This window comes from Pseudomonas sp. GM84 (genome assembly GCF_000282535.1).
In the GTDB taxonomy this organism is placed as follows: Bacteria; Pseudomonadota; Gammaproteobacteria; order Pseudomonadales; family Pseudomonadaceae; genus Aquipseudomonas.
This window is the reverse complement of the sequence record NZ_AKJC01000006.1, coordinates 16,971-35,648: the sequence shown is the minus strand read 5'-3', so window position 1 is coordinate 35,648 and position 18,678 is coordinate 16,971. Positions and strand designations below refer to the sequence as shown.

The window sequence follows — 18,678 nt, the reverse complement described above, 5'->3', positions numbered from 1 at the left end:
TCCAGGACAACGGCTCTAGGCACCTGGGGCAATGACGTCTCAGTGTGTTTGCACCGAGTACTTGATGTCAATCTGCCGCGATCTATCAGGATAATGCCGGATTGCCACTATTGCTCGCGCTCTGCCGCTACAAGCCAAAGAACCAAGGCACCATCAATACCGTCACCACCATCACCAGCAACGTGAAGGGCACACCCACCTTGACGAAGTCAGAGAAGCGATACTGGCCAGGGCCGAGTACCAAGGTGTTCACCGGTGAAGACACCGGTGTCATGAACGCCGCCGAGGCAGCCAGGGCCACGGTCATGGCGAACGGGTAGGGCGACAGGCCCAGTTGCGTCGCGGTGCTGATCGCCACGGGCGCCATCAGTACAGCGGTGGCCGTGTTGGAGATGAACAGGCCGATCACCGCTGTCACCATGAACAGGCAGGCCAGCATGGCCAGCGGCCCGGCGCCACCGAGCAGGCTCACCAGCCCACCCACCGCCAGGTCGATGCCGCCGGTTTTCTGCAACGCCTGGGCGAAGGGCAGCATGCCGACGATCAACACCAGGCTTTGCCAGTGGATGGCGCGGTAGGCGCTGTTCATGTCGATGCAGCGCCCAGCGCCCATCAGCAGGCAGCCGATCAGCGCGGCAATGACGTTGGGCACCGCGCCGCTGACCATCAGCCCGACCATCACTGCCAGGCTGAGCAAGGCAAACGGTGCACGGGTGCGGGCAGGGGCGACCTGGTCGATCTCGGCGGGAAGGCTCAGCACCAGGAAGTCCTTTGGCTGGCTTTGCAGCAGGCGTACCGCTTTCCAGGGGCCGACCACCAGCAGGGTGTCGCCCAGGCGCAGCTTCTCTTCCACCAGTTGTTCTTCGATTGCCGCCTGGTCGCGGCGCAGGCCGACCACGTTGAGGTCGTAGCGGGTACGGAAGGCCAGTTCGAGGATGCTCTTGCCAATCAGCTTCGAGCCCGGGGGCAGCGAGACCTCGGCCATGCCCAGCTCCTGGGACTGATCGATGAAATACGCGGCCTTGAAGTGCAGGGGCTCCAGTTGCATGGTCTGGCACAGGGTGCGCAAATCGTCGCGGTTGGCGAACAGGTCGAGCAGCAGTACATCGCCCTGGTGCAGCACGGTGCTGGAATCGGCGGCGATCACCCGGGTGGTGAACTTGTGCTGGCGTTCGATGCCGATCACGTTGGCGCCATGCCGGGTACGCAATTCCAGCTCGCCCAGGGTATGGCCGATCAGTGGCGATTGCGGACGGATTCGCAGGCGCCGCTCGCGGCCATTGAGCTTGTAGTCCAGTACCAGGTCGAGCAGGGTGCGGCGGCTTTCAACCCGGCCGTCCTTGCGCACTTCGCCATTGAGCCAGTGGCGGGTCAGCAGCATGTAGCCGACGCCCAGCACCAGCACCACCAGGCCGAACGGGGTAAAGCTGAAGAAGCTGAAGCCAGGCAGGCCGTGGCGCACCAGCTCGCTGTGCACGACCACGTTGGGCGGCGTGGCCACCAGGCTGAGCATGCCGCTGATCAGGCCGGCGAAGCTCAGCGGCATCATCAGCCGGCTGGGGGAGATCTGCAGGCGCGCGGCGATGCTCAGCACTACCGGAATGAAGATGGCTACCACCCCCGTCGAGCTCATCACCGAGCCCAGCCCGGCCACCGACACCATCAGCAATACCAGCAGGCGTGCTTCGCTGTTGCCGGCGCGTTCGCTCATCCATTCGCCAATGCGATAGGCAATGCCGGTGCGCACCAACCCCTCGCCGATCACGAACAGCGCGGCGATCAGCACCACGTTGGGGTCGCTGAAGCCGGCCAGGGCTTGTTCGACGCTGAGAATGCCCGACAAGGGCAAGGCGAGAATCACCATCAGGGCGACCACGTCCATGCGTGGGCGGTTGATGACGAAGAGCACGATGACGACGGCCAGCAGGCCGAGGACCCAGAGCAGTTCCTGGTTCATGGGGCGGGGATGTTCCTTCACACGAGGGGCACAGTAGACAGTAGCAGCCAGTCTGGCAGGTCGTGATGAAGGTGGTATTGATGAACATCAGGGCCGCAGGGCGGCCCTGAGCGCACCCACTATCAGTGATGGTGCTTTTTGTCGCCCATGTGGTTGCCGATGGCGCTACCGGCCGCGCCGCCCAGGCCGGCACCGACGGTCGAACCGGTCGAGCCGCCCACCTTGCGACCGATGATCGAGCCGCCGGCCGCGCCCAGGCCACCGCCGATGGCGGCTTCGGTACGGCTGTGCTTGTTCGCACCTACCGCGCCGGCCGCCGCGCCACCCAGGCCGGCGCCGATGGCCGCGCCAGTGCTGCCGCCGATCTGTTTACCGACCACGTTACCCAGGGCACCCCCCAGGCCACCGCCAATGGCGGCACTACCGTCACCGGCGAAAGCGCCTTGGCACATCAGCAGGCCAAGAGCAAGGGAAGGCAAAGTCAGACGCATGTTAAGAGCCTCGGAAGAATCATCAAGTTGGATGTGGAGTGGAAAGACGTTCTAGCGGTAGTCGCGGTCACGGTAGCGGCGATCATCGTCGCGATCGTAACGGTGGTGATGACGGTGGTCGCGATCACCGTCGCGCCAGCCATCATCGTCATCGTGGTAGTGATGGTGGTTGCAGCCGGCAACGAGCAGGAAGGCGGCAATCAGCGAGCAACTGGCAAGGCGCGTTATCACGTTATAGGTCCTTGATCCGCAAAGGTTTACGGGACACTGCCTGAGACTGGAATCGATCCATTTTGTTTCCTTGCAGCCAATTATTTTGTGCCCCTGGCGATGAACGGCGTGCCTGTCGGCTGCTGTTCTGTCCCGTACGGTCATGGCCGGACCCTGGCCTGGCCCCTAGACTGCAGGGCAGGCCGCAATGAAGATGGCCAGCTGCCACACGGTGAATCACGATGATCGCCCACACCCCCACGCTGTTCGCCGCCGTTGCCCTTGTGGCGACCATCATGGCCTTCTGCCTGTTGCTGGTCGGCTGGTCCAGCCGCCGCGACAACGTGTGGCTGACCGGCTGTGGGCTGCTCGCCCACGCCTTGGCCTACGTCTGTTACACCGTGTATGGCCATGCACCGCTGTGGCTCAGCTATGGCGTAGGCAACAGCTTGCTGTCGCTGGCGCTGGCCTTCTACTCGGCGAGCCTGTTCCGCGTGCGCGATCAGGTCATGCCCTGGCGGCTGATCTTCATCATTCCGGCGTGCATGCTCGTGGGCCTGATGCTGCTGCTCGACACCCTGGAGCCGCGCATGTTGCTGGCTACCCTGGTGCTGATGCTGCAGTGCGCGATGATCCTGTACTGGGCGCGGCGCCACGTCGAGCGGCCGGGCAGGGCGCACCTGCTGCTGGAAATCGGTGCCTTGATCAGCCTGGTCGGCCTGGGCATGCGCGCCCTGGCGGTCATCAATGGCACCGCTGTGGAGATGCGCTACGACACCAGCAACCTCAAACAGAGCATTTCCGTGGCGATCGGCACGGTCACGGTAATGATGTATTCCCTCGGCCTGGTGCTGATGGCCAAGGAACGCAGCGAAACCCGCCTGCAGCACCTGGCCTTGCGCGATGTGCTGACCGGCACCTACAACCGCCGGGCGATTCTCGAGCGTTTTGCCGTGGCGCTGGACCGTGCCCGTGGCGAGCAGCGCAGCCTCGCCGTGGCGATGATCGACATCGACCACTTCAAGCGCATCAACGATGTGTACGGCCACCTGGCCGGTGACGAGGTGTTGTGCCATTGCGTGCGCCAGTTGCAGCAGCGCATGCGCCAGGGCGACAGCCTGGGCCGCTACGGTGGCGAGGAGTTTCTGCTGTTGTTGCCGCAGGCCGACCGGGACGGCGCCCTGCAGGCGCTGCATGCCTTGCGCGAGGCCATCGCCGGCAGCCCGGCGCATTTCGCCGGGGACGAGATTTCGCTGCGTTTCAGTGTCGGGCTATGGTGCGGCGTGCCAGGCCCCCACGACAGCACCGCGAGCCTGCTGGCCCAGGCCGATGCGGCGCTGTATCAGGCCAAGGCCGCCGGCCGCAACGCGGTGCGCATGGCGGCGTTGGTCGGGGCGGATTGAAGTGCTAGAGTCGCATTCTTTTTTTGCCCCGAGGATGGAATATGCGAGCAATCTTGCCGATGGCTGCGGCACTGGTGTTGGTCGGTTGCGCTTCGGCGACCATGGACGCGGCACGCGGCGGCAAGCCGACTGCGCAGCTCGCTTCGCTGAAGGCGCCGGAGCTGGTGGCCCAGTGCATCCAGTTCAGCTGGCAGAAGGAAGACGTGTTCGGGGACGATGCCAGCGGCTACCTGGAGACGCGCAAGCAGGGTGGGCTTACGGTCTATACCCGCGAAGCCGAGTCGTTCGTCGACGTCTATCCGCGGGCGGGCGGTACCCAGGTGGATTACTACGCACAGAAAAACGATAACGTGGCCCTGCAGCGGCGGGCGGCGGCGGCCACCTGCCTGTAAGGCGGGACGGGCCAGCTAGCCCGCGAGGTGGGTGGAAGATACTTGAAGGAGAGCACGGATGGCTACTTTGGATCGATCACAGCAACTGAACCGTGACAGCTGGGATGAGCGCGCCCCGCTGCACGCGGCGTCAAAGGATTATGAAGTCGAGCGCCTGGTCCGCCAGCCCGAGCACCTGTCCGAAACCGTGCGTTTCGACCTGCCGCGGCTGGGTGACATTCATGGCTTGCGCACGGCCCATCTGCAATGCCATATCGGTACCGACACCGTGTCGCTGGCGCGGCTGGGGGCTGAGGTCAGCGGCCTGGACTATTCCGCAGCCTCGCTGCTGGAGGCCAGGCGTCTTGCCCAGCGCTGCGGCACGGCAATCGACTACGTGCATGCCGACGTCTACGAGGCTGACCGCGTGCTGCCGGCGGGTACTTTCGACCTGGTCTACACCGGCATCGGTGCATTGTGCTGGCTTGCGCGCATCGAGCCCTGGGCCCGCGCCGTGGCGGCCTTGCTCAAGCCTGGCGGTCGCCTGTTCCTGCGCGATGGCCACCCGATGTTGATGGCCGTGAACGAAGACCATCAGGACCGGCTGCAACTGGAGTATCCCTACTTCGAACACGAAGCGCCGACGGTATGGCACACCGACCAGACCTACGTCGACAGCGACCAGCGCCTGACCCAGACCGAAACCCACGAGTGGAACCACGGCCTCGGTGAAGTCATCAGCGCCTTGCTCGCGCACGGCCTGCAACTGACCGCCCTGGTCGAGCACCAGAGCATTCCCTGGGAGGCATTGCCGGGGCAGATGGACAAGGGCGCCGATGGCGAATGGCGCCTGCGCCATGCGCCCCAGCGCCTGCCGCTGAGCTACACCCTGCAGGCGATCAAGGCCTGATCAGGACAGGTAGCCACCGTCGACGTTGAGCGCGGTGCCGGTGGTGTAGCTGGACGCATCGCTGGCCAGGTACAGCACGGCACCGGCCATTTCCTTGGGGTCGGCCACGCGCTTGAGCGGGATCTGCTGTAGCGCGGCGTTGAGGATGGCGTCGTTCTTCACCAGCGCCGACGCGAACTTGGTGTCGGTCAGGCCTGGCAGCAGGGCGTTGCAGCGGATGCCGAACGGCGCGCACTCCTTGGCGAAGACCTTGGTCATGTTGATCACCGCCGCCTTGGTCACCGAATAGATGCCCTGGAAGTGGCCGGGTGAAACACCGTTGATCGATGCCACGTTGATGATGCTGCCGCCGCCGTGCTCGCGCATCAGCTTGCCGGCTTCCACCGACATGAAGAAGTAGCCGCGGATATTGACGTCGACGGTCTTCTGGAAGGCGCCGAGGTCGGTGTCCAGCACATTGCAGAATTGCGGGTTGGTGGCGGCGTTGTTGACCAGCACATCCAGGCGCCCGAACTGTTCGCGGATGCCGGCGAACACCTGCTGGATCTGCTCCATTTCACCAATATGGCAGGCGACTGCAGTGGCCTTGCCGCCGGCGGCGATGATCGCGTCGGCCACCTGCTGGCAACCTTCGAGCTTGCGGCTGGAGACGATCACGTGGGCACCCTGCTGGGCCAGCAGGTGGGCAATGGCCTCGCCAATGCCGCGGCTGGCACCGGAGACGAAAGCGATCTTGCCGTCGAGGTCGAACAGGTGAGTCTTGGACATGCTGTTTTCCTTGTTGTCTGTCGTCAGAGTGTGGACTTGGCGATCACCTGCAGGCTCGTCTGCTCCAGCAGCCGGTTCATTTCGATGAACTGGGTGAAGCGTTTGTCCTGGGTCTGGCCGTGGTAGTAGCGGTAGTAGATCTGCTGGACGATGCCCGCCAGGCGGAACAGGCCATAGCAATAGTAGTAATCGAAGTTGTCCAGGCGGATGCCGGCGCGCTCGGCGTAGTAGTCGACGAACTGGCGGCGGGTGAGCATGCCGGGGGCGTTGCTCGGCTGGCGGCGCATCCGTTGCATGGGGGCCGGGTCGCTCGCCTCGATCCAGTAGGCCAGGCTGTTGCCCAGGTCCATCAGCGGGTCGCCGATCGTGGCCATCTCCCAGTCGAGCACGCCGATGATGCGCATCGGGTTGTCGGTGTCGAGGATGACGTTGTCGAAGCGATAGTCGTTGTGCACGATGCCCGCTCGCGGATGGTCGGCGGGCATCTTGTCACGCAGCCAGCCGATGACGTGCTCCCAGCGCGGCGCATCGGGTGTCAGGGCTTTCTCGTAACGGCTGGTCCAGCCTTCGATCTGGCGCTGCACATAGCCTTCCGGCTTGCCCAGGTCGGCCAGGCCGCAGGCGTTGTAATCGACCTGGTGCAGCTCGACCAGGCGGTCGATGAAACTTTTGCACAGCGCCTCGGTGCGCGTGGCATCCAGGCCCAGCTCGGCAGGAATGTCCGAGCGCAGGATGATGCCATTGACCCGCTCCATCACGTAGAACTCGCCACCGATCAGGGTTTCATCGGTGCAATGCACATACGCCTTGGGGCAGTACGGGAACCCTTCGTTGAGCTGGTTGAGGATGCGAAACTCGCGGCCCATGTCGTGGGCGGACTTGGCTTTGTGGCCGAAGGGCGGGCGACGCAGGACGAATTCGCGATCCGGGTAGGCGACCAGGTAGGTCAGGTTGGAGGCGCCGCCGGGGAACTGACTGATGTTCGGCGTGCCGGCCAGGCCTGGGATATGGGCCTTGAGGTAAGGATCGATGACGGCCGCGTCGAGTTCTTCGCCGGGGCGTACCTGGGTGGACTGGTCGGTGAGCGTCATGCGTTTTCCTTATTTTCTAGCGCAAGGATTATTGGCTAATCTAATGATCTTGGTGCTCTGGGACAAGCGTGCCAGGTGTCATATAGGTGTGGGTGTTGCTGGCCGATCACTGCACCGAATGCCGCATGCGGGCAAAAAAAACCGAAGCCGTTCAGGCTTCGGTTTTCTTGTCACTCGGCGTGCCCGTCACTCAGGAAGGGAACAGCTCGCTGAGTTTCATCGACAGCATCATGTCACCTTCGACGCGCAGCTTGCCGCCCATGAAGGCCTGCATGCCGTCGGTTTCGCCGCTGACGATGCCTTTCAGGGTTTCGCTGTCCATGACCAGGGTGCAGTTGGCGTCCGGGTTTTCGCCTTCCTGCAGGTCGCAAGTGCCGTCCTTGACGATCAGGGCGTACTTCTTGTCTTCATCGGTGATGTCGAAGCCGAACACCAGGTCCAGGCCGGCGGCAGCGGATGGGTTGAACTTCTCTTGCATCTTTTTCACGGCATCAGCTACGGAGGTCATGGCGCATTCCTTATTGAGTGATTTTCACGTCCCCGCAGGGACAACAACAGACCGGGCTCAGCGGTAGGTGATGAGCTCCGGGGCCTTCAACAGCTGCACATGGGCCTGGCTGTTGAAGGAAGCCAGTGCCACGTCGCCGCCGCGAAACTTGAACTGGCTGAGCGACGTGTTGATGATTTGCCAGTTCAACGTAAACGCTTGACTGGGGGTAATACCGGTAATCAGATGGAGCAGGGCGGCTATGGTACCGCCAGAGGTGAACACGGCAATGTTGTCGCCACTGCCAGCGCTGTCCAGCAGCCGTCGCAGGCCGATGTCGACCCGGGCGGTGAACGCCTGCCAGGTCTCCAGGCCGTCGTCGGCATGATCCCCAGCGTGCCAGCGCTGCACCATCAGGGCGAACAGGCGCTGGAATTCGCTGCGGTTCTGCGCGCCATTGCGCAGAATGTGCCGGGCCTGAGGTTCATCGGTCAGCAGGGCAGGCAACAGGGCACGAATCACACCGTCGGCATCGAACTCGTTGAACGCCGGGTCGGTCTCAATCGGTGGTACCGCGCAGCCGTTGGCCTGTATCGCCTCCAGCGCGAGCCGGGCGGTGTCTTGCTGACGCCGCAGGCTGCCCGCCAGGCAACGGTCCAGACGCAGGCCAAGCTGTGCCAGATGTTCGCCCAGTGCCTGGCTCTGACGAATGCCCACGGGCGAGAGGACGTCATAGTCATCGGCGCCGAAGGAAGCTTGGCCATGTCGGATCAGGTAGAGGTTGCCCACGAAGGTATCCGGCGGTTCAAAGGTTGCTGCGAGGTTAGGATGCGCCACACGGGCTGTCAACGAAAAAGCATACAAGCGTTTGAAAAGGTTGTTTGAACTGTGTTGCCAGCCTTTGCCCCCGCTGGTAGCGCCATCAGAGCACCGGTATGCTTGCTACAGTTTCGCGCCGCACAGGCGCTGGTTTATAAGGAGTCAACGTGGAGTTTCTTGCCGAATACGCAAGCTTTCTCGCTAAAACCGCCACCCTGGTGATTGCCATCCTGGTGGTGTTGTCCGCCATTGCCGGTTTGCGCGGTAAAGGGCGGCGCAAGGCCGGTGGCCAACTGCAGGTCACCCGTCTCAACGAGTTCTATAAAGAGCTGCGCGAGCGGCTGGAGTCCGGCTTGCTCGACAAGGCCCAGCTCAAGGCGTTGCGCAAGCAGCAGGCGAAGGCTGAAAAGCAGCAGAAGAAGGGCAAGGCCAAGGCCGAGGAAAAGAGCCGAGTGTTCGTGCTCGACTTCGATGGCGACATCAAGGCCTCCGCCACCGAAAGCCTGCGCAACGAGATCACCGCACTGCTGACCCTCGCCACCCCGCGTGACGAAGTGGTGCTGCGCCTGGAAAGCGGCGGCGGCCTGGTTCACAGCTACGGGCTGGCCGCTTCGCAGCTGGCGCGCATCCGCCAGGCCGGCATCCCGCTGACCGTGTGCATCGACAAGGTTGCCGCCAGTGGCGGTTACATGATGGCCTGTATTGGCGAGAAGATCGTCAGTGCGCCGTTTGCCGTATTGGGTTCGATCGGCGTGGTGGCGCAGCTGCCTAACGTCAATCGCCTGCTGAAGAAGCACGACATCGATTTCGAGGTGCTGACGGCGGGTGAATACAAGCGCACCCTGACCGTGTTCGGCGAGAACACCGAGAAGGGCCGGGAGAAGTTCCAGGAAGACCTGGACATCACCCACCAGCTGTTCAAGGACTTCGTCGCCCGCTACCGCCCACAGCTGCACATCGACGAGGTGGCCACCGGTGAGGTCTGGTTGGGTGTTGCCGCACTGAACCGCAAGCTGGTGGATGAGTTGCAAACCAGCGATGAGTACCTCAGCGACCGCGCGCGCAACGCCAATCTGTTCCATCTGCACTATGCCGAACGCAAGAGTTTGCAGGAGCGTATCGGCATGGCAGCGAGTGGTACGGTGGAGAACACCTTGGTAGGTTTGTGGAGTAAACTCGGCCGCTTGCGCTAAACCCTTGAACCCCTTGAATATTTTTTTTGTGAAGGGGGTTGCAAGGTCTGCGGAATGCAGACATAATGCGCCCATCGAAACGCAGCGAACTTTGAAAAAGGTTCAGTGTTTCAAGGAGATAGCAAAGCGCAAGCAGCTAGATCCGACTTTGAGGCCGAGTAGCAAAGTGGTTATGCTCCGGATTGCAAATCCGTCTACGCCGGTTCGATTCCGACCTCGGCCTCCACTATTCGAAAACCCCGCAGATTAACGTCTGCGGGGTTTTTCTTTGTGCGCCAGAAAATACCGAAGCCCCCAGAGAAATTACAATCAGTCCCTTTCACGACTGGCAGCTTTGGGTCGAAAGCAGTCAGTCGAGCGTGGCCGCTATCGACCACAAGTAGACATCTGGATATTGGGGCCGCTTCGCGGCCCATCGCCGGCAAGCGCGGCTCCCACAGGCACAACGCAAGCCTGGGGGCTGGTGATACTTCTGTGGGAGCCGGCTTGCCGGCGATGAGGCCGGCACTGACAAAAGAGCTTTCGACAGGTGGATCGATAGCTGACGGTGGGGTTAGGCAGAGGTCGGTTGACTTGTTCCGGCAGCAGGCCTGGCTCACGCCTTGGCAGCTGTTATCGGCGTTTGCCCGAGCGCATCACGCAGCCACGTGCCCGCTTTGCCCGAACGCAGGAGTGACGACCATACCAAATCGACTCCCACGGTCCAGTCGGTAAAAGGATAAGCATCCAGTTCCAGCTCGACCAGCTGCCCATCGGGACTGAGGTCTTGCATCAGTTGCTTGGGTACGGTGGCCCAACCCATTCCTTCACGCAGCATGTTCATCAGTGTGAGATAGCTTTCGACGCGCCAATGGTTGGGTGAGTTGAGGTACTCACTGGTGGGCAGCCTGTCCTGAAAAGGCAGATAGACCAACTGCCGGAAGTTGCTCAGCTGGTTGAAGCTGACAGGGTGCATCTGGGCCAACGGGTGATCCCGGCGCACGACGTTGCTGAAAGTGATGCTGCCAAGCCGTTTGAACTGCAGGTTCTTTGGATAATGCGAGCGAGTGCACATGACGCCCAACAGCACTTTGTTCTCCTCGATCATGCCCAGGGCATCCTGCCGGGAGGGATGCAGCACGGTCAGGTCGACATGGGTGAAGTGGTTGGAAAATTCCTTCATCACCCGTGCCAGCGCCTGATAGGGGATCGCATCGTCGATGCTGATCACCAATTCGGTTTCCAGCTCTTCGGCCAGGCTGCTTGCTCGGTTTTCCATGTTGAAACACTGCCCGAGAATGGCCTCGGCGTCGCGCAACAATGCACGCCCTTCTGTCGTCAACTGGGGGTAGCGGTGGCTACGGTCGAACAAGGTGACACCCAGGTCAATCTCCAGATTGCCAATGGAAATGCTCACCGCTGACTGCGATTTGCTCAGTTTGCGCGCTGCAGCAGAAAAAGAGCGCTCACTGGCGACCGCAGAAAAAGCGGCCAGTTGCTCCAGAGACATCCTCATGGTCGCACCATAAAAAAAATTAATAGATCCCATTTTTACAACGGGAACGGCGGGGCGCATGTTGGCCCTGCCGTACAAATCAATCACAACAATAACCTATCCCATCACTGCCTCGACAATAACAACCAGGAGAAGGCAATGACTAACGCTGTGCACCCTGTGGATCAGCGGCTACCGCTGGCGCAAACCGTGATATTGGGCTTCCAGCATGTGCTGGTGATGTATTCGGCATGCATCATCGTTCCGCTGATTCTCGGCGCCGCACTGCAGCTTCCCAAAGACCAGTTGACCCTTATCATCAACGCAGACCTGTTTGCTGCGGGCCTGGCAACACTCGTGCAGTGCGCAGGAAACAGATTTTTCGGCATTCAGCTGCCGATCATGATGGGTGTAACTTTCGCATCGGTAACCCCGATGATTGCCATCGCCCTGAACCCGTCCCTGGGGCTGCCGGGCGTCTATGGTGCGATCATCGCCTCCGGCCTCTTCGGCATTCTCTTCGCCCCGGTCATGGGCCGACTTCTGCGCTTTTTCCCGCCGGTGGTGACGGGCACTGTGCTCCTTGTTATCGGCATCAGCCTGATGCGCGTCGGGATCGATTGGTCAGCAGGCGGAAATCCTGTGCTTGCCGATGGCAGCCCCAATGGGGATTACGGCAAACCGATATACTTGGCCATTTCTCTTTTGCAGTTGATCCTGATTCTGGGTATCAACCGCTTCGCAAAGGGGTTCATTGCCAATATCGCGGTGCTATTGGGTGTACTGGTCGGCTTTTTCATCGCGTTCTTTCGCGGTGACATCGTGCTTGACGGGATCCATCAAACCCCATGGTTCTCGACCGTTACGCCCTTCGCGTTCGGGATGCCGAAATTCGACGCTGTCGCAGTCATTTCGATGTGTCTGGTCATGCTGGTCACTATGGTCGAGTCTACCGGCATGTTCCTTGCGTTGGGCAAGATGGTCGACCGTCCGACCACCCGCGAACGGTTAGTGCGCGGTCTTCGTTCAGATGGCCTGGGTGCCATTCTTGGCGGGGTGTTCAACGCGTTTCCCTATACCTCTTTCTCGCAAAACATTGGCCTGGTGACCATGACCGGTGTCAAGAGCCGCTATGTGTGCATAGCCGGCGCCATGATCCTCATCGCACTCGGGCTGTTTCCCAAGCTGGCCTACATCGTCGCCTCCACGCCCCAGTATGTGCTCGGTGCCGCTGGCATGGTGATGTTCGGCATGGTCACGCTGATGGGGGTACGCATACTTTCTACCGTCGACTTCGAACGGTCGCGCTACAACCTTCTGGTCGTGGCCACGAGTGTGGGGATAGGCATGATCCCGATGGTATCGCCGCACTACTTTCACCATTTGCCCGACTGGAGCCGGGTATTCACCGAAAGCGGGATCGTGCTGAGCGTTTGCTGCGCAATGATCCTCAACCTTCTGTTCAACGGCCTGGGCAAGGCCGACGAAGCCGAAGCAGAAGCTGCCCGCACTGCCGCTCTCAGCGACAGCTGAACACCAGTACAACCAAAATAAACACCAGAAAGGTTAAGTACGATGACTAGTGAACTCATCAGGGCCGACCTCGTCCTCACCATGGACGCCCACAACACCGTGATCGAAGATGGCGCGGTATTGGTCAAGGACGGCTTGATCGCCGATGTCGGTCCTGCCCAGGAGCTGCTCGCCCGACACCCCTTTGCCTCGGTACGTCGCCTGACCGATCGCCTGCTGATGCCAGGGCTGGTCAACACCCATTGCCACTCCGGCATGCTCCGGGGCACTGCAGAGGGCCTGCCGGTCTGGGATTGGCTGCAGCAGTACATCGATCCCATGCACCGCGTGCTGCTGCCCAGTGAAGCCCGTTTGTCTTCCATGCTTTGCTACAGCGAAGCGCTGCTGTCCGGCACCACCACAGTGGTCGATATGTGGCGGTACATGCACGGCAGCGCAGAGGCGGCCGATGAGCTGGGCATTCGCGCGGTGTTGGTCCCCTATGTTGCCGAACACCCGGATCATGATTACTTCGAGACGCTCGATGACAACGACGCCTTGATCCAGCGTTGGCACGGTGGGGCGAATGGCCGTATCAATGTGTGGGTAGGCCTGGAGCACATGTTCTACGCCGTCCCGCAGGCCTGGAAGCGCATCGCGGATATCTGCAAGGCCAACCAGGTGGGGTTCCACACCCACAGCAACGAAAGCCGCTTCGACGTGGAGGAAACCCTCCGGCGATATGGCATACGCCCCGTGCAGGCGCTGGAGAAGTTTGGTCTGCTCGATGCCAGCAAGGTTCTGCTTGCCCATTGTGTCTGGGTCGACGACGAAGAGATCGCCCTGATGGCGCAGCGCAATGTGGGTGTGGCGCACAACCCCATCAGCAACATGAAGCTGGCGTCCGGTGCCGCTCCCATCGAAAAGTTGTTGGCTGCAGGGGTTGCGGTTGGCCTGGGGACCGATGGCGAAAAGGAGAACAACAACCTGGACATGTTCGAGGAAATGAAAGTGTCCTCACTGCTGGCCAAGTTCGCCAGCCTCAATGCCGCAGCGCTCGATGCCTGGTCGGTATGCCGCATGGCCACGATCGACGGAGCACGCGCTCTGGGTATGGAACACCAGATCGGCTCCCTGGAGATCGGTAAAGCCGCCGACATGATCGCTATACGGGTCGACACGCCGAGGATGACGCCGCTGATTACCCGCGGCCCGTTGGCCAATCTTCACCACAACCTGGTGCACGCCGTACAAGGCGGTGATGTGGATATGACGATGGTGGCCGGTCGCGTGCTGGTCGAGAACGGGCAACTGAAGAACGCTGAACTGGACGTGTTGATCACGGAAGTCAACCAAACGGTCCCTGACCTGTTTGCCCGTCGCAAAACCTGGCTGGACCAGGCCGGGGTATCCGTCAACGAGCTCGATCGCGTGGGCACTGCCTGAATCGAAGGTTCGCTGCCTTCCTGGACGCTTTTCCCCATACGTCAGCAATGCGCGGTGTCGGTGCAGAGGCCCGATCCGCGCAAGGCCCAAGCTCGAGGAAACCTTCATGCAAAACACCCCCTGTGATGCCTCCCCCAAGCCGGGGATCATCCACTATGTGCTCAACGGCGAAGTCCAATCGCTTGAGCATGTCGATACCACCCGTAGTCTACTCAATCACCTGCGCGAAGATCGCTGCCTTACGGGCACCAAGGAAGGTTGCGCTGAAGGAGACTGTGGGGCGTGCACCGTTGTCGTTGGCGAATTGCGGGACGGTGAACTGCAGATGCGCACAGTCAACGCCTGCATCCAGTTCATGCCGTCGCTGGACGGGAAAGCCGTCTTTACCGTTGAGCACCTGCGCCAGGAATCGGGGGCACTGCACCCGGTGCAGCAGGCGATGGTCGACTGCCATGGGTCGCAGTGCGGCTTTTGCACGCCTGGATTCGTCATGTCCCTGTGGAGCCTCTACCTGGAACATGAGCACTGTGGCGATCCGCCAGGGCGAGAGCAAATACGGTCGGCATTGACCGGCAACCTTTGCCGCTGCACGGGCTACCGACCGATCCTGGATGCCGGTGAGCAGATGTTCAAGCTGAGCCCGGCAAGGTTCGAAAGCCATGCATTGAAAGAGAAACTGGAGGCATTGAAGCGCAACGAAACGCTCGTTTACGAACATGAGGGTCGTCGCTTTTTCGCGCCCTGCAGTTTGCAAGAGCTGGCCAGGCTACGCGCTGAAAACCCTGGAGCGCTCCTGTTGGCCGGAGGTACCGATATCGGCCTGTGGGTGACCAAGCAGTTTCGCGAGATCGGCGACATGATTTCCATCGATCAGGTGCCGGAACTCAAGCGAATCGAGCGCGACGGACAGTTTCTACGCATTGGTTCCGGTGTTTCGCTGACCGACAGTTTCGCCGCCATCGTCGCCCTGTACCCGCAACTCAAGGAGCTCTGGGAACGCTTTGCCTCCAAGCCTATCCGCAACGCCGGGACCCTGGGTGGCAACGTCGCCAATGGCTCGCCCATTGGCGATTCGATGCCGGCGCTGGTTGCGTTGGGAGCCAGGGTGGTACTGCATGGCCAGCGAGGAAGTCGGACCCTTGCACTGGAGGATTTGTACACCGGCTATATGCGCAAAGACATGCACGCCGACGAACTGGTTGAAGCAGTCCTGATTCCGCTGCCCAAAGCGGGCTGGCAGATGCGTACCTACAAGCTTTCCAAACGTTTTGACTCGGACATCTCGGCCGTCTGTGCGGCATTTTCCATCCGCCTCGACGCCGGGCATGTCGTTGATTGCCGCGTGGTATACGGCGGTATGGCGGCAACGGTCAAACGCGCCAGCCAGTGCGAGAAACGTCTGATCGGCAAGTCATGGACCGAAGATACGCTGGAGCAAGCCCTGGTCACGCTTGATGAGGATTACCAGCCGCTGTCTGACATGCGTGCCAGCGCGCATTACAGACAGCAGTGCGCGAAGAACCTCCTCTATCGCTTCTATCTTGAAACCCGCCAGCATCAGCCATTGCCCGAGGAACGTATCCGGGTGTTCGCCGTGGCTGAGGAGCAACCATGAACAAGCCTGCCAATCTACCCGAATCGCGCTTGAGCCAGGGCGCCGCCGGGCGCGCCGTTACCCACGAGTCTGCTCATCTGCATGTCAGCGGCGAAGCGACTTACATTGATGACGTCCCCGAGCTGCAGGGCACGCTCTACGCTGCCCTGGGCATGAGCCAGCAGGCCCACGCGCGCATCCTGTCGATAGACTTGAGTGAAGTGCTTGCAGCGCCGGGTGTGGTCGCGGTCCTGACCGCAGCGGATATTCCGGGAGCCAACGACTGCGGCCCCATCGTCCACGACGATCCGATACTCGCCGAGGGTGTGGTGCAGTACATCGGCCAGCCGATCTTTGCCGTCATCGCCGATACCTACCACGCCGCACGCCGTGCGGCTCGACTGGGCAGCATCGCGTATGAGGCGCTACCCGCAATACTCACCCCTGAGCAAGCGAAGCAACAGGGTGCCTTCCTGTTCCCGCCGCTGCACCTGCGCCGTGGCGAAGCCGAGCAAGCCATTGGAGGGGCCGAGCACAGACTCAAAGGCGAATTTTCCATCGGCGGCCAAGAGCAGTTTTACCTGGAGGGGCAAATCTCCTATGCCATGCCCAAAGAAGACAACGGCATGCATGTGCTGTGCTCCACTCAGCACCCGACAGAGATGCAAAACCTGATAGCCCACTGCCTGAATCTGCCAAACCACCAGGTCAAGGTGGAGATTCGCCGCATGGGCGGGGCATTCGGCGGCAAGGAGTCGCAATCCGGTCTTTTTGCGTGCGTGGCAGCCTTGGCCGCCGCGCGGCTGAAACGCCCGGTCAAGGTGCGTCTGGACCGTGACGACGACATGATGATCACCGGCAAGCGACACTGTTTCAACTATGAATACGAAGCAGGTTTCGAGCCTGATGGCCTGATTCGCGGCGTAACCGTAGAGATGTGCTCACGAGGAGGTTTTTCGACTGACCTGTCCGGTCCGGTGGCGACCCGCGCGTTGTGCCACTTCGACAATGCCTACTTCCTCAGTGACGTGGACATTCGATCCATGGCAGGCAAGACCAACACCCAGTCCAACACTGCCTTTCGCGGGTTTGGCGCCCCGCAGGGTGCGATCGCCATCGAGTACATCATCGATGACATCGCGCGTGAACTGGGTCTGGACCCGCTGGACGTTCGCAAGCGCAACTTCTACGGCAAGCTTGAGCGCAACATCACTCCCTACGGCATGACGGTGGAAGACAACGTCATTCACGAACTGGTGGCTGAGCTTGAGCAGACCAGCGACTACCGGGCTCGACGCCAGGCCGTCCTGGCCTTCAATCAAGACAATGCCGTACTCAAGAAAGGCCTTGCACTGACGCCGCTCAAATTCGGTATCTCGTTCAACGTAGTCCACTTCAACCAGGCCGGCGCCCTGGTTCATATCTACACGGACGGTTCGGTGCTTGTGAACCATGGCGGCACGGAGATGGGGCAAGGCCTCAATACCAAGATTGCCCAGATAGTCGCCAATGAACTGGGTATCGATCTGAGCTGGGTGCGCTCCACCGCAACGGACACCAGCAAGGTCCCCAACACCTCAGCCACTGCAGCCTCAAGCGGGACCGACCTCAATGGCAAGGCCGCCCAGGATGCGGCGCGCCAGATCAAGGTCCGCTTGTCACAGATGCTGGTGGATCGATATGGCGGCACGCTCGATGACGTGAGCTATGCCGACAATCAGGCATGCTTGCATGAGCATCGGCTCAGTTGGCCTGACCTGGTGAGGACGGCGTATGAGCGTCGCGTGCAACTCTGGTCCGATGGTTTCTACGCGACGCCCAAATTGAACTGGGACCGGGAGACACTGAAAGGCAGGCCGTTCTTCTACTTCAGCTATGGCGCTGCCGTCTCCGAGGTTCAGATCGACAGCCTGACGGGTGAGTGGAAGTTACTGCGCGTGGACGTGCTGCATGACGCTGGCAAATCCATCAATCCGGCGCTCGACATTGGCCAGGTGGAAGGTGCCTTCATCCAGGCCATGGGCTGGCTCACGACGGAGGAGCTGTGGTGGAACAATGCCGGAAAGCTGATGACCCACGCGCCGTCGACCTACAAGATCCCGGCGGTCAATGATTGCCCTGATGACTTTAACGTCAAACTGTTCAACAACCGCAATGCCGAGGACACCATCTTCCGCTCCAAGGCGGTGGGTGAGCCACCCATGCTACTGGCTTTTTCGGTGTTCTTTGCGCTTCGCGACGCGATTGCCAGCGTGGCGCAGTACACACTCAACCCGCCATTGAACGGCCCTGCCACCAGTGAGCGAATCCTGCAGGCGATCACCGCAATTCGAGGTTTGCAATGACTGACCTGACCAACGTGACCCCACCCGGCATTTCTGCCGTTGACGTGGAATTGCTGCGCCAAACCATCCAGCTCTCTTCAGAGGCGAAGGAACGAGGCCGCCACCCGTTTGCCGCATTGGTGGCGGATCAAAACGGCAAGGTGATCTCACAGGCTGGCAACAATTCCATGCCACCCGAAGGCGATCCCACGCAGCATGCGGAACTGGTTGCCGTCGCACATGCTGCCAAGTTGCTCAGCGCGCAAGAGTTAAGCCGTTGCACCCTGTTTACAAGTGCCGAACCGTGCTGCATGTGTGCCGGTGCAATCTACTGGACGGGCATAGGAAGAGTTGTCTATGCCCTGTCAGAGCACGCGCTGCTCACTCTCACTGGCAATCATCCGGAGAATCCAACCTTTTCTCTGCCATGCCGCGAGGTATTCAGCCGAGGACAGCGCGGGATTGTAGTGCTCGGTCCGATGTTGGAAGTCGAAGCTGCGAAACCGCATGCCGGGTTCTGGTCATGAAAGGGGACGCCTATCCATCTATGGATGGTCACCAGCAGTTAGGGTGACCAATGAGTGTTCCACAGCGGGGTAGGGCCCTGTGATCCCTCGGCACAGCTGGT

Annotated in this window: 17 protein-coding genes and 1 tRNA gene; 10 read left to right on the top strand and 8 right to left on the bottom strand. The window is 61.0% G+C overall.

Features of this window, described 5'->3' with window-relative positions; genetic code table 11:
- Positions 1–127: 127 nt before the first annotated feature.
- From PMI38_RS00710 to PMI38_RS26110, 3 genes are all read right to left on the bottom strand, one after another.
- Positions 128–1,957 carry an SLC13 family permease gene (locus tag PMI38_RS00710; protein WP_008089399.1) on the bottom strand — a complete coding sequence of 610 codons (1,830 nt, stop codon included), beginning with the start codon at positions 1,955–1,957 and terminating at the stop codon, positions 128–130.
- Positions 1,958–2,079: 122 nt separating this feature from the next.
- Positions 2,080–2,448: a glycine zipper domain-containing protein gene (locus PMI38_RS00705; RefSeq protein WP_008089397.1), complete on the bottom strand. Its 369-nt coding sequence runs from the start codon at positions 2,446–2,448 to the stop codon at positions 2,080–2,082.
- Between the two features lie 51 nt (positions 2,449–2,499).
- On the bottom strand, positions 2,500–2,679 hold the full coding sequence (locus PMI38_RS26110; protein WP_008089395.1) for a hypothetical protein: 180 nt from the start codon (positions 2,677–2,679) through the stop codon (positions 2,500–2,502).
- Positions 2,680–2,900: 221 nt separating this feature from the next.
- On the opposite strand from PMI38_RS26110, the gene PMI38_RS00695 reads away from it, so the two are divergent.
- From PMI38_RS00695 to PMI38_RS00685, 3 genes are all read left to right on the top strand, one after another.
- Positions 2,901–4,061 carry a GGDEF domain-containing protein gene (locus PMI38_RS00695; RefSeq protein ID WP_008089393.1) on the top strand — a complete coding sequence of 387 codons (1,161 nt, stop codon included), beginning with the start codon at positions 2,901–2,903 and terminating at the stop codon, positions 4,059–4,061.
- 41 nt (positions 4,062–4,102) lie between these two features.
- A complete protein-coding gene (locus tag PMI38_RS00690; protein ID WP_008089391.1) occupies positions 4,103–4,453 on the top strand; it encodes a hypothetical protein in 351 nt (116 codons plus the stop codon).
- A gap of 67 nt (positions 4,454–4,520) precedes the next feature.
- Positions 4,521–5,342, top strand: a complete 822-nt coding sequence (locus tag PMI38_RS00685; protein ID WP_043272715.1) for a class I SAM-dependent methyltransferase — start codon at positions 4,521–4,523, stop codon at positions 5,340–5,342.
- Here the strand turns inward: PMI38_RS00685 and PMI38_RS00680 are convergent, their stop codons facing one another.
- The 4 genes from PMI38_RS00680 to PMI38_RS00665 all read right to left on the bottom strand — a co-directional run bounded on the left by PMI38_RS00680 (position 5,343) and on the right by PMI38_RS00665 (position 8,477).
- A complete protein-coding gene (locus tag PMI38_RS00680; RefSeq protein WP_008089387.1) occupies positions 5,343–6,110 on the bottom strand; it encodes an SDR family oxidoreductase in 768 nt (255 codons plus the stop codon).
- A gap of 23 nt (positions 6,111–6,133) precedes the next feature.
- Positions 6,134–7,201 (bottom strand): phosphotransferase family protein, encoded by a 1,068-nt coding sequence (locus PMI38_RS00675; RefSeq protein WP_008089385.1) that lies wholly within the window; start codon positions 7,199–7,201, stop codon positions 6,134–6,136.
- Positions 7,202–7,391: 190 nt separating this feature from the next.
- Complete coding sequence (locus PMI38_RS00670) at positions 7,392–7,709, bottom strand: SCP2 sterol-binding domain-containing protein (protein WP_008089383.1); 318 nt, start codon at positions 7,707–7,709, stop codon at positions 7,392–7,394.
- A gap of 57 nt (positions 7,710–7,766) precedes the next feature.
- Positions 7,767–8,477 (bottom strand): histidine phosphatase family protein, encoded by a 711-nt coding sequence (locus PMI38_RS00665; protein WP_008089380.1) that lies wholly within the window; start codon positions 8,475–8,477, stop codon positions 7,767–7,769.
- A gap of 197 nt (positions 8,478–8,674) precedes the next feature.
- On the opposite strand from PMI38_RS00665, the gene sohB reads away from it, so the two are divergent.
- Together sohB and PMI38_RS00655 are read left to right on the top strand one after the other, a co-directional pair.
- On the top strand, positions 8,675–9,700 hold the full coding sequence (gene sohB, locus PMI38_RS00660; RefSeq protein ID WP_008089377.1) for a protease SohB: 1,026 nt from the start codon (positions 8,675–8,677) through the stop codon (positions 9,698–9,700).
- Positions 9,701–9,852: 152 nt separating this feature from the next.
- A tRNA-Cys gene (locus PMI38_RS00655) sits at positions 9,853–9,926 on the top strand.
- Positions 9,927–10,295: 369 nt separating this feature from the next.
- Here the strand turns inward: PMI38_RS00655 and PMI38_RS00650 are convergent.
- Complete coding sequence (locus PMI38_RS00650; RefSeq protein ID WP_238540147.1) at positions 10,296–11,282, bottom strand: LysR family transcriptional regulator; 987 nt, start codon at positions 11,280–11,282, stop codon at positions 10,296–10,298.
- Between the two features lie 51 nt (positions 11,283–11,333).
- On the opposite strand from PMI38_RS00650, the gene PMI38_RS00645 reads away from it, so the two are divergent.
- The 5 genes from PMI38_RS00645 to PMI38_RS26240 all read left to right on the top strand — a co-directional run bounded on the left by PMI38_RS00645 (position 11,334) and on the right by PMI38_RS26240 (position 18,577).
- Complete coding sequence (locus PMI38_RS00645) at positions 11,334–12,707, top strand: nucleobase:cation symporter-2 family protein (RefSeq protein WP_008089372.1); 1,374 nt, start codon at positions 11,334–11,336, stop codon at positions 12,705–12,707.
- Between the two features lie 42 nt (positions 12,708–12,749).
- A complete protein-coding gene (locus PMI38_RS00640; RefSeq protein WP_008089370.1) occupies positions 12,750–14,132 on the top strand; it encodes an amidohydrolase family protein in 1,383 nt (460 codons plus the stop codon).
- Positions 14,133–14,238: 106 nt separating this feature from the next.
- Complete coding sequence (xdhA, locus tag PMI38_RS00635) at positions 14,239–15,747, top strand: xanthine dehydrogenase small subunit (RefSeq protein WP_008089368.1); 1,509 nt, start codon at positions 14,239–14,241, stop codon at positions 15,745–15,747.
- The gene (xdhB, locus tag PMI38_RS00630) at positions 15,744–18,071 is read left to right on the top strand and encodes a xanthine dehydrogenase molybdopterin binding subunit (protein WP_008089366.1); all 2,328 of its coding nucleotides are present in this window, start codon (positions 15,744–15,746) and stop codon (positions 18,069–18,071) included. Before xdhA ends, xdhB begins: the two co-directional genes overlap by 4 nt.
- Entirely contained in the window at positions 18,068–18,577 is a 510-nt protein-coding gene (locus PMI38_RS26240; RefSeq protein ID WP_008089364.1) for a nucleoside deaminase, read from the top strand. Before xdhB ends, PMI38_RS26240 begins: the two co-directional genes overlap by 4 nt.
- Positions 18,578–18,678: the final 101 nt, after the last annotated feature.

What these genes read in the sequence shown, in the direction of transcription:
- PMI38_RS00710 (WP_008089399.1), bottom strand. Translation starts at nt 1,957, where the DNA reads ATGAACCAGGAACTGCTCTGGGTCCTCGGCCTGCTGGCCGTCGTCATC.
- PMI38_RS00705 (WP_008089397.1), bottom strand. Translation starts at nt 2,448, where the DNA reads ATGCGTCTGACTTTGCCTTCCCTTGCTCTTGGCCTGCTGATGTGCCAA.
- PMI38_RS00695 (WP_008089393.1), top strand. Translation starts at nt 2,901, where the DNA reads ATGATCGCCCACACCCCCACGCTGTTCGCCGCCGTTGCCCTTGTGGCG.
- PMI38_RS00690 (WP_008089391.1), top strand. Translation starts at nt 4,103, where the DNA reads ATGCGAGCAATCTTGCCGATGGCTGCGGCACTGGTGTTGGTCGGTTGC.
- PMI38_RS00680 (WP_008089387.1), bottom strand. Translation starts at nt 6,110, where the DNA reads ATGTCCAAGACTCACCTGTTCGACCTCGACGGCAAGATCGCTTTCGTC.
- PMI38_RS00675 (WP_008089385.1), bottom strand. Translation starts at nt 7,201, where the DNA reads ATGACGCTCACCGACCAGTCCACCCAGGTACGCCCCGGCGAAGAACTC.
- PMI38_RS00670 (WP_008089383.1), bottom strand. Translation starts at nt 7,709, where the DNA reads ATGACCTCCGTAGCTGATGCCGTGAAAAAGATGCAAGAGAAGTTCAAC.
- PMI38_RS00645 (WP_008089372.1), top strand. Translation starts at nt 11,334, where the DNA reads ATGACTAACGCTGTGCACCCTGTGGATCAGCGGCTACCGCTGGCGCAA.
- PMI38_RS00640 (WP_008089370.1), top strand. Translation starts at nt 12,750, where the DNA reads ATGACTAGTGAACTCATCAGGGCCGACCTCGTCCTCACCATGGACGCC.
- xdhA (WP_008089368.1), top strand. Translation starts at nt 14,239, where the DNA reads ATGCAAAACACCCCCTGTGATGCCTCCCCCAAGCCGGGGATCATCCAC.
- xdhB (WP_008089366.1), top strand. Translation starts at nt 15,744, where the DNA reads ATGAACAAGCCTGCCAATCTACCCGAATCGCGCTTGAGCCAGGGCGCC.
- PMI38_RS26240 (WP_008089364.1), top strand. Translation starts at nt 18,068, where the DNA reads ATGACTGACCTGACCAACGTGACCCCACCCGGCATTTCTGCCGTTGAC.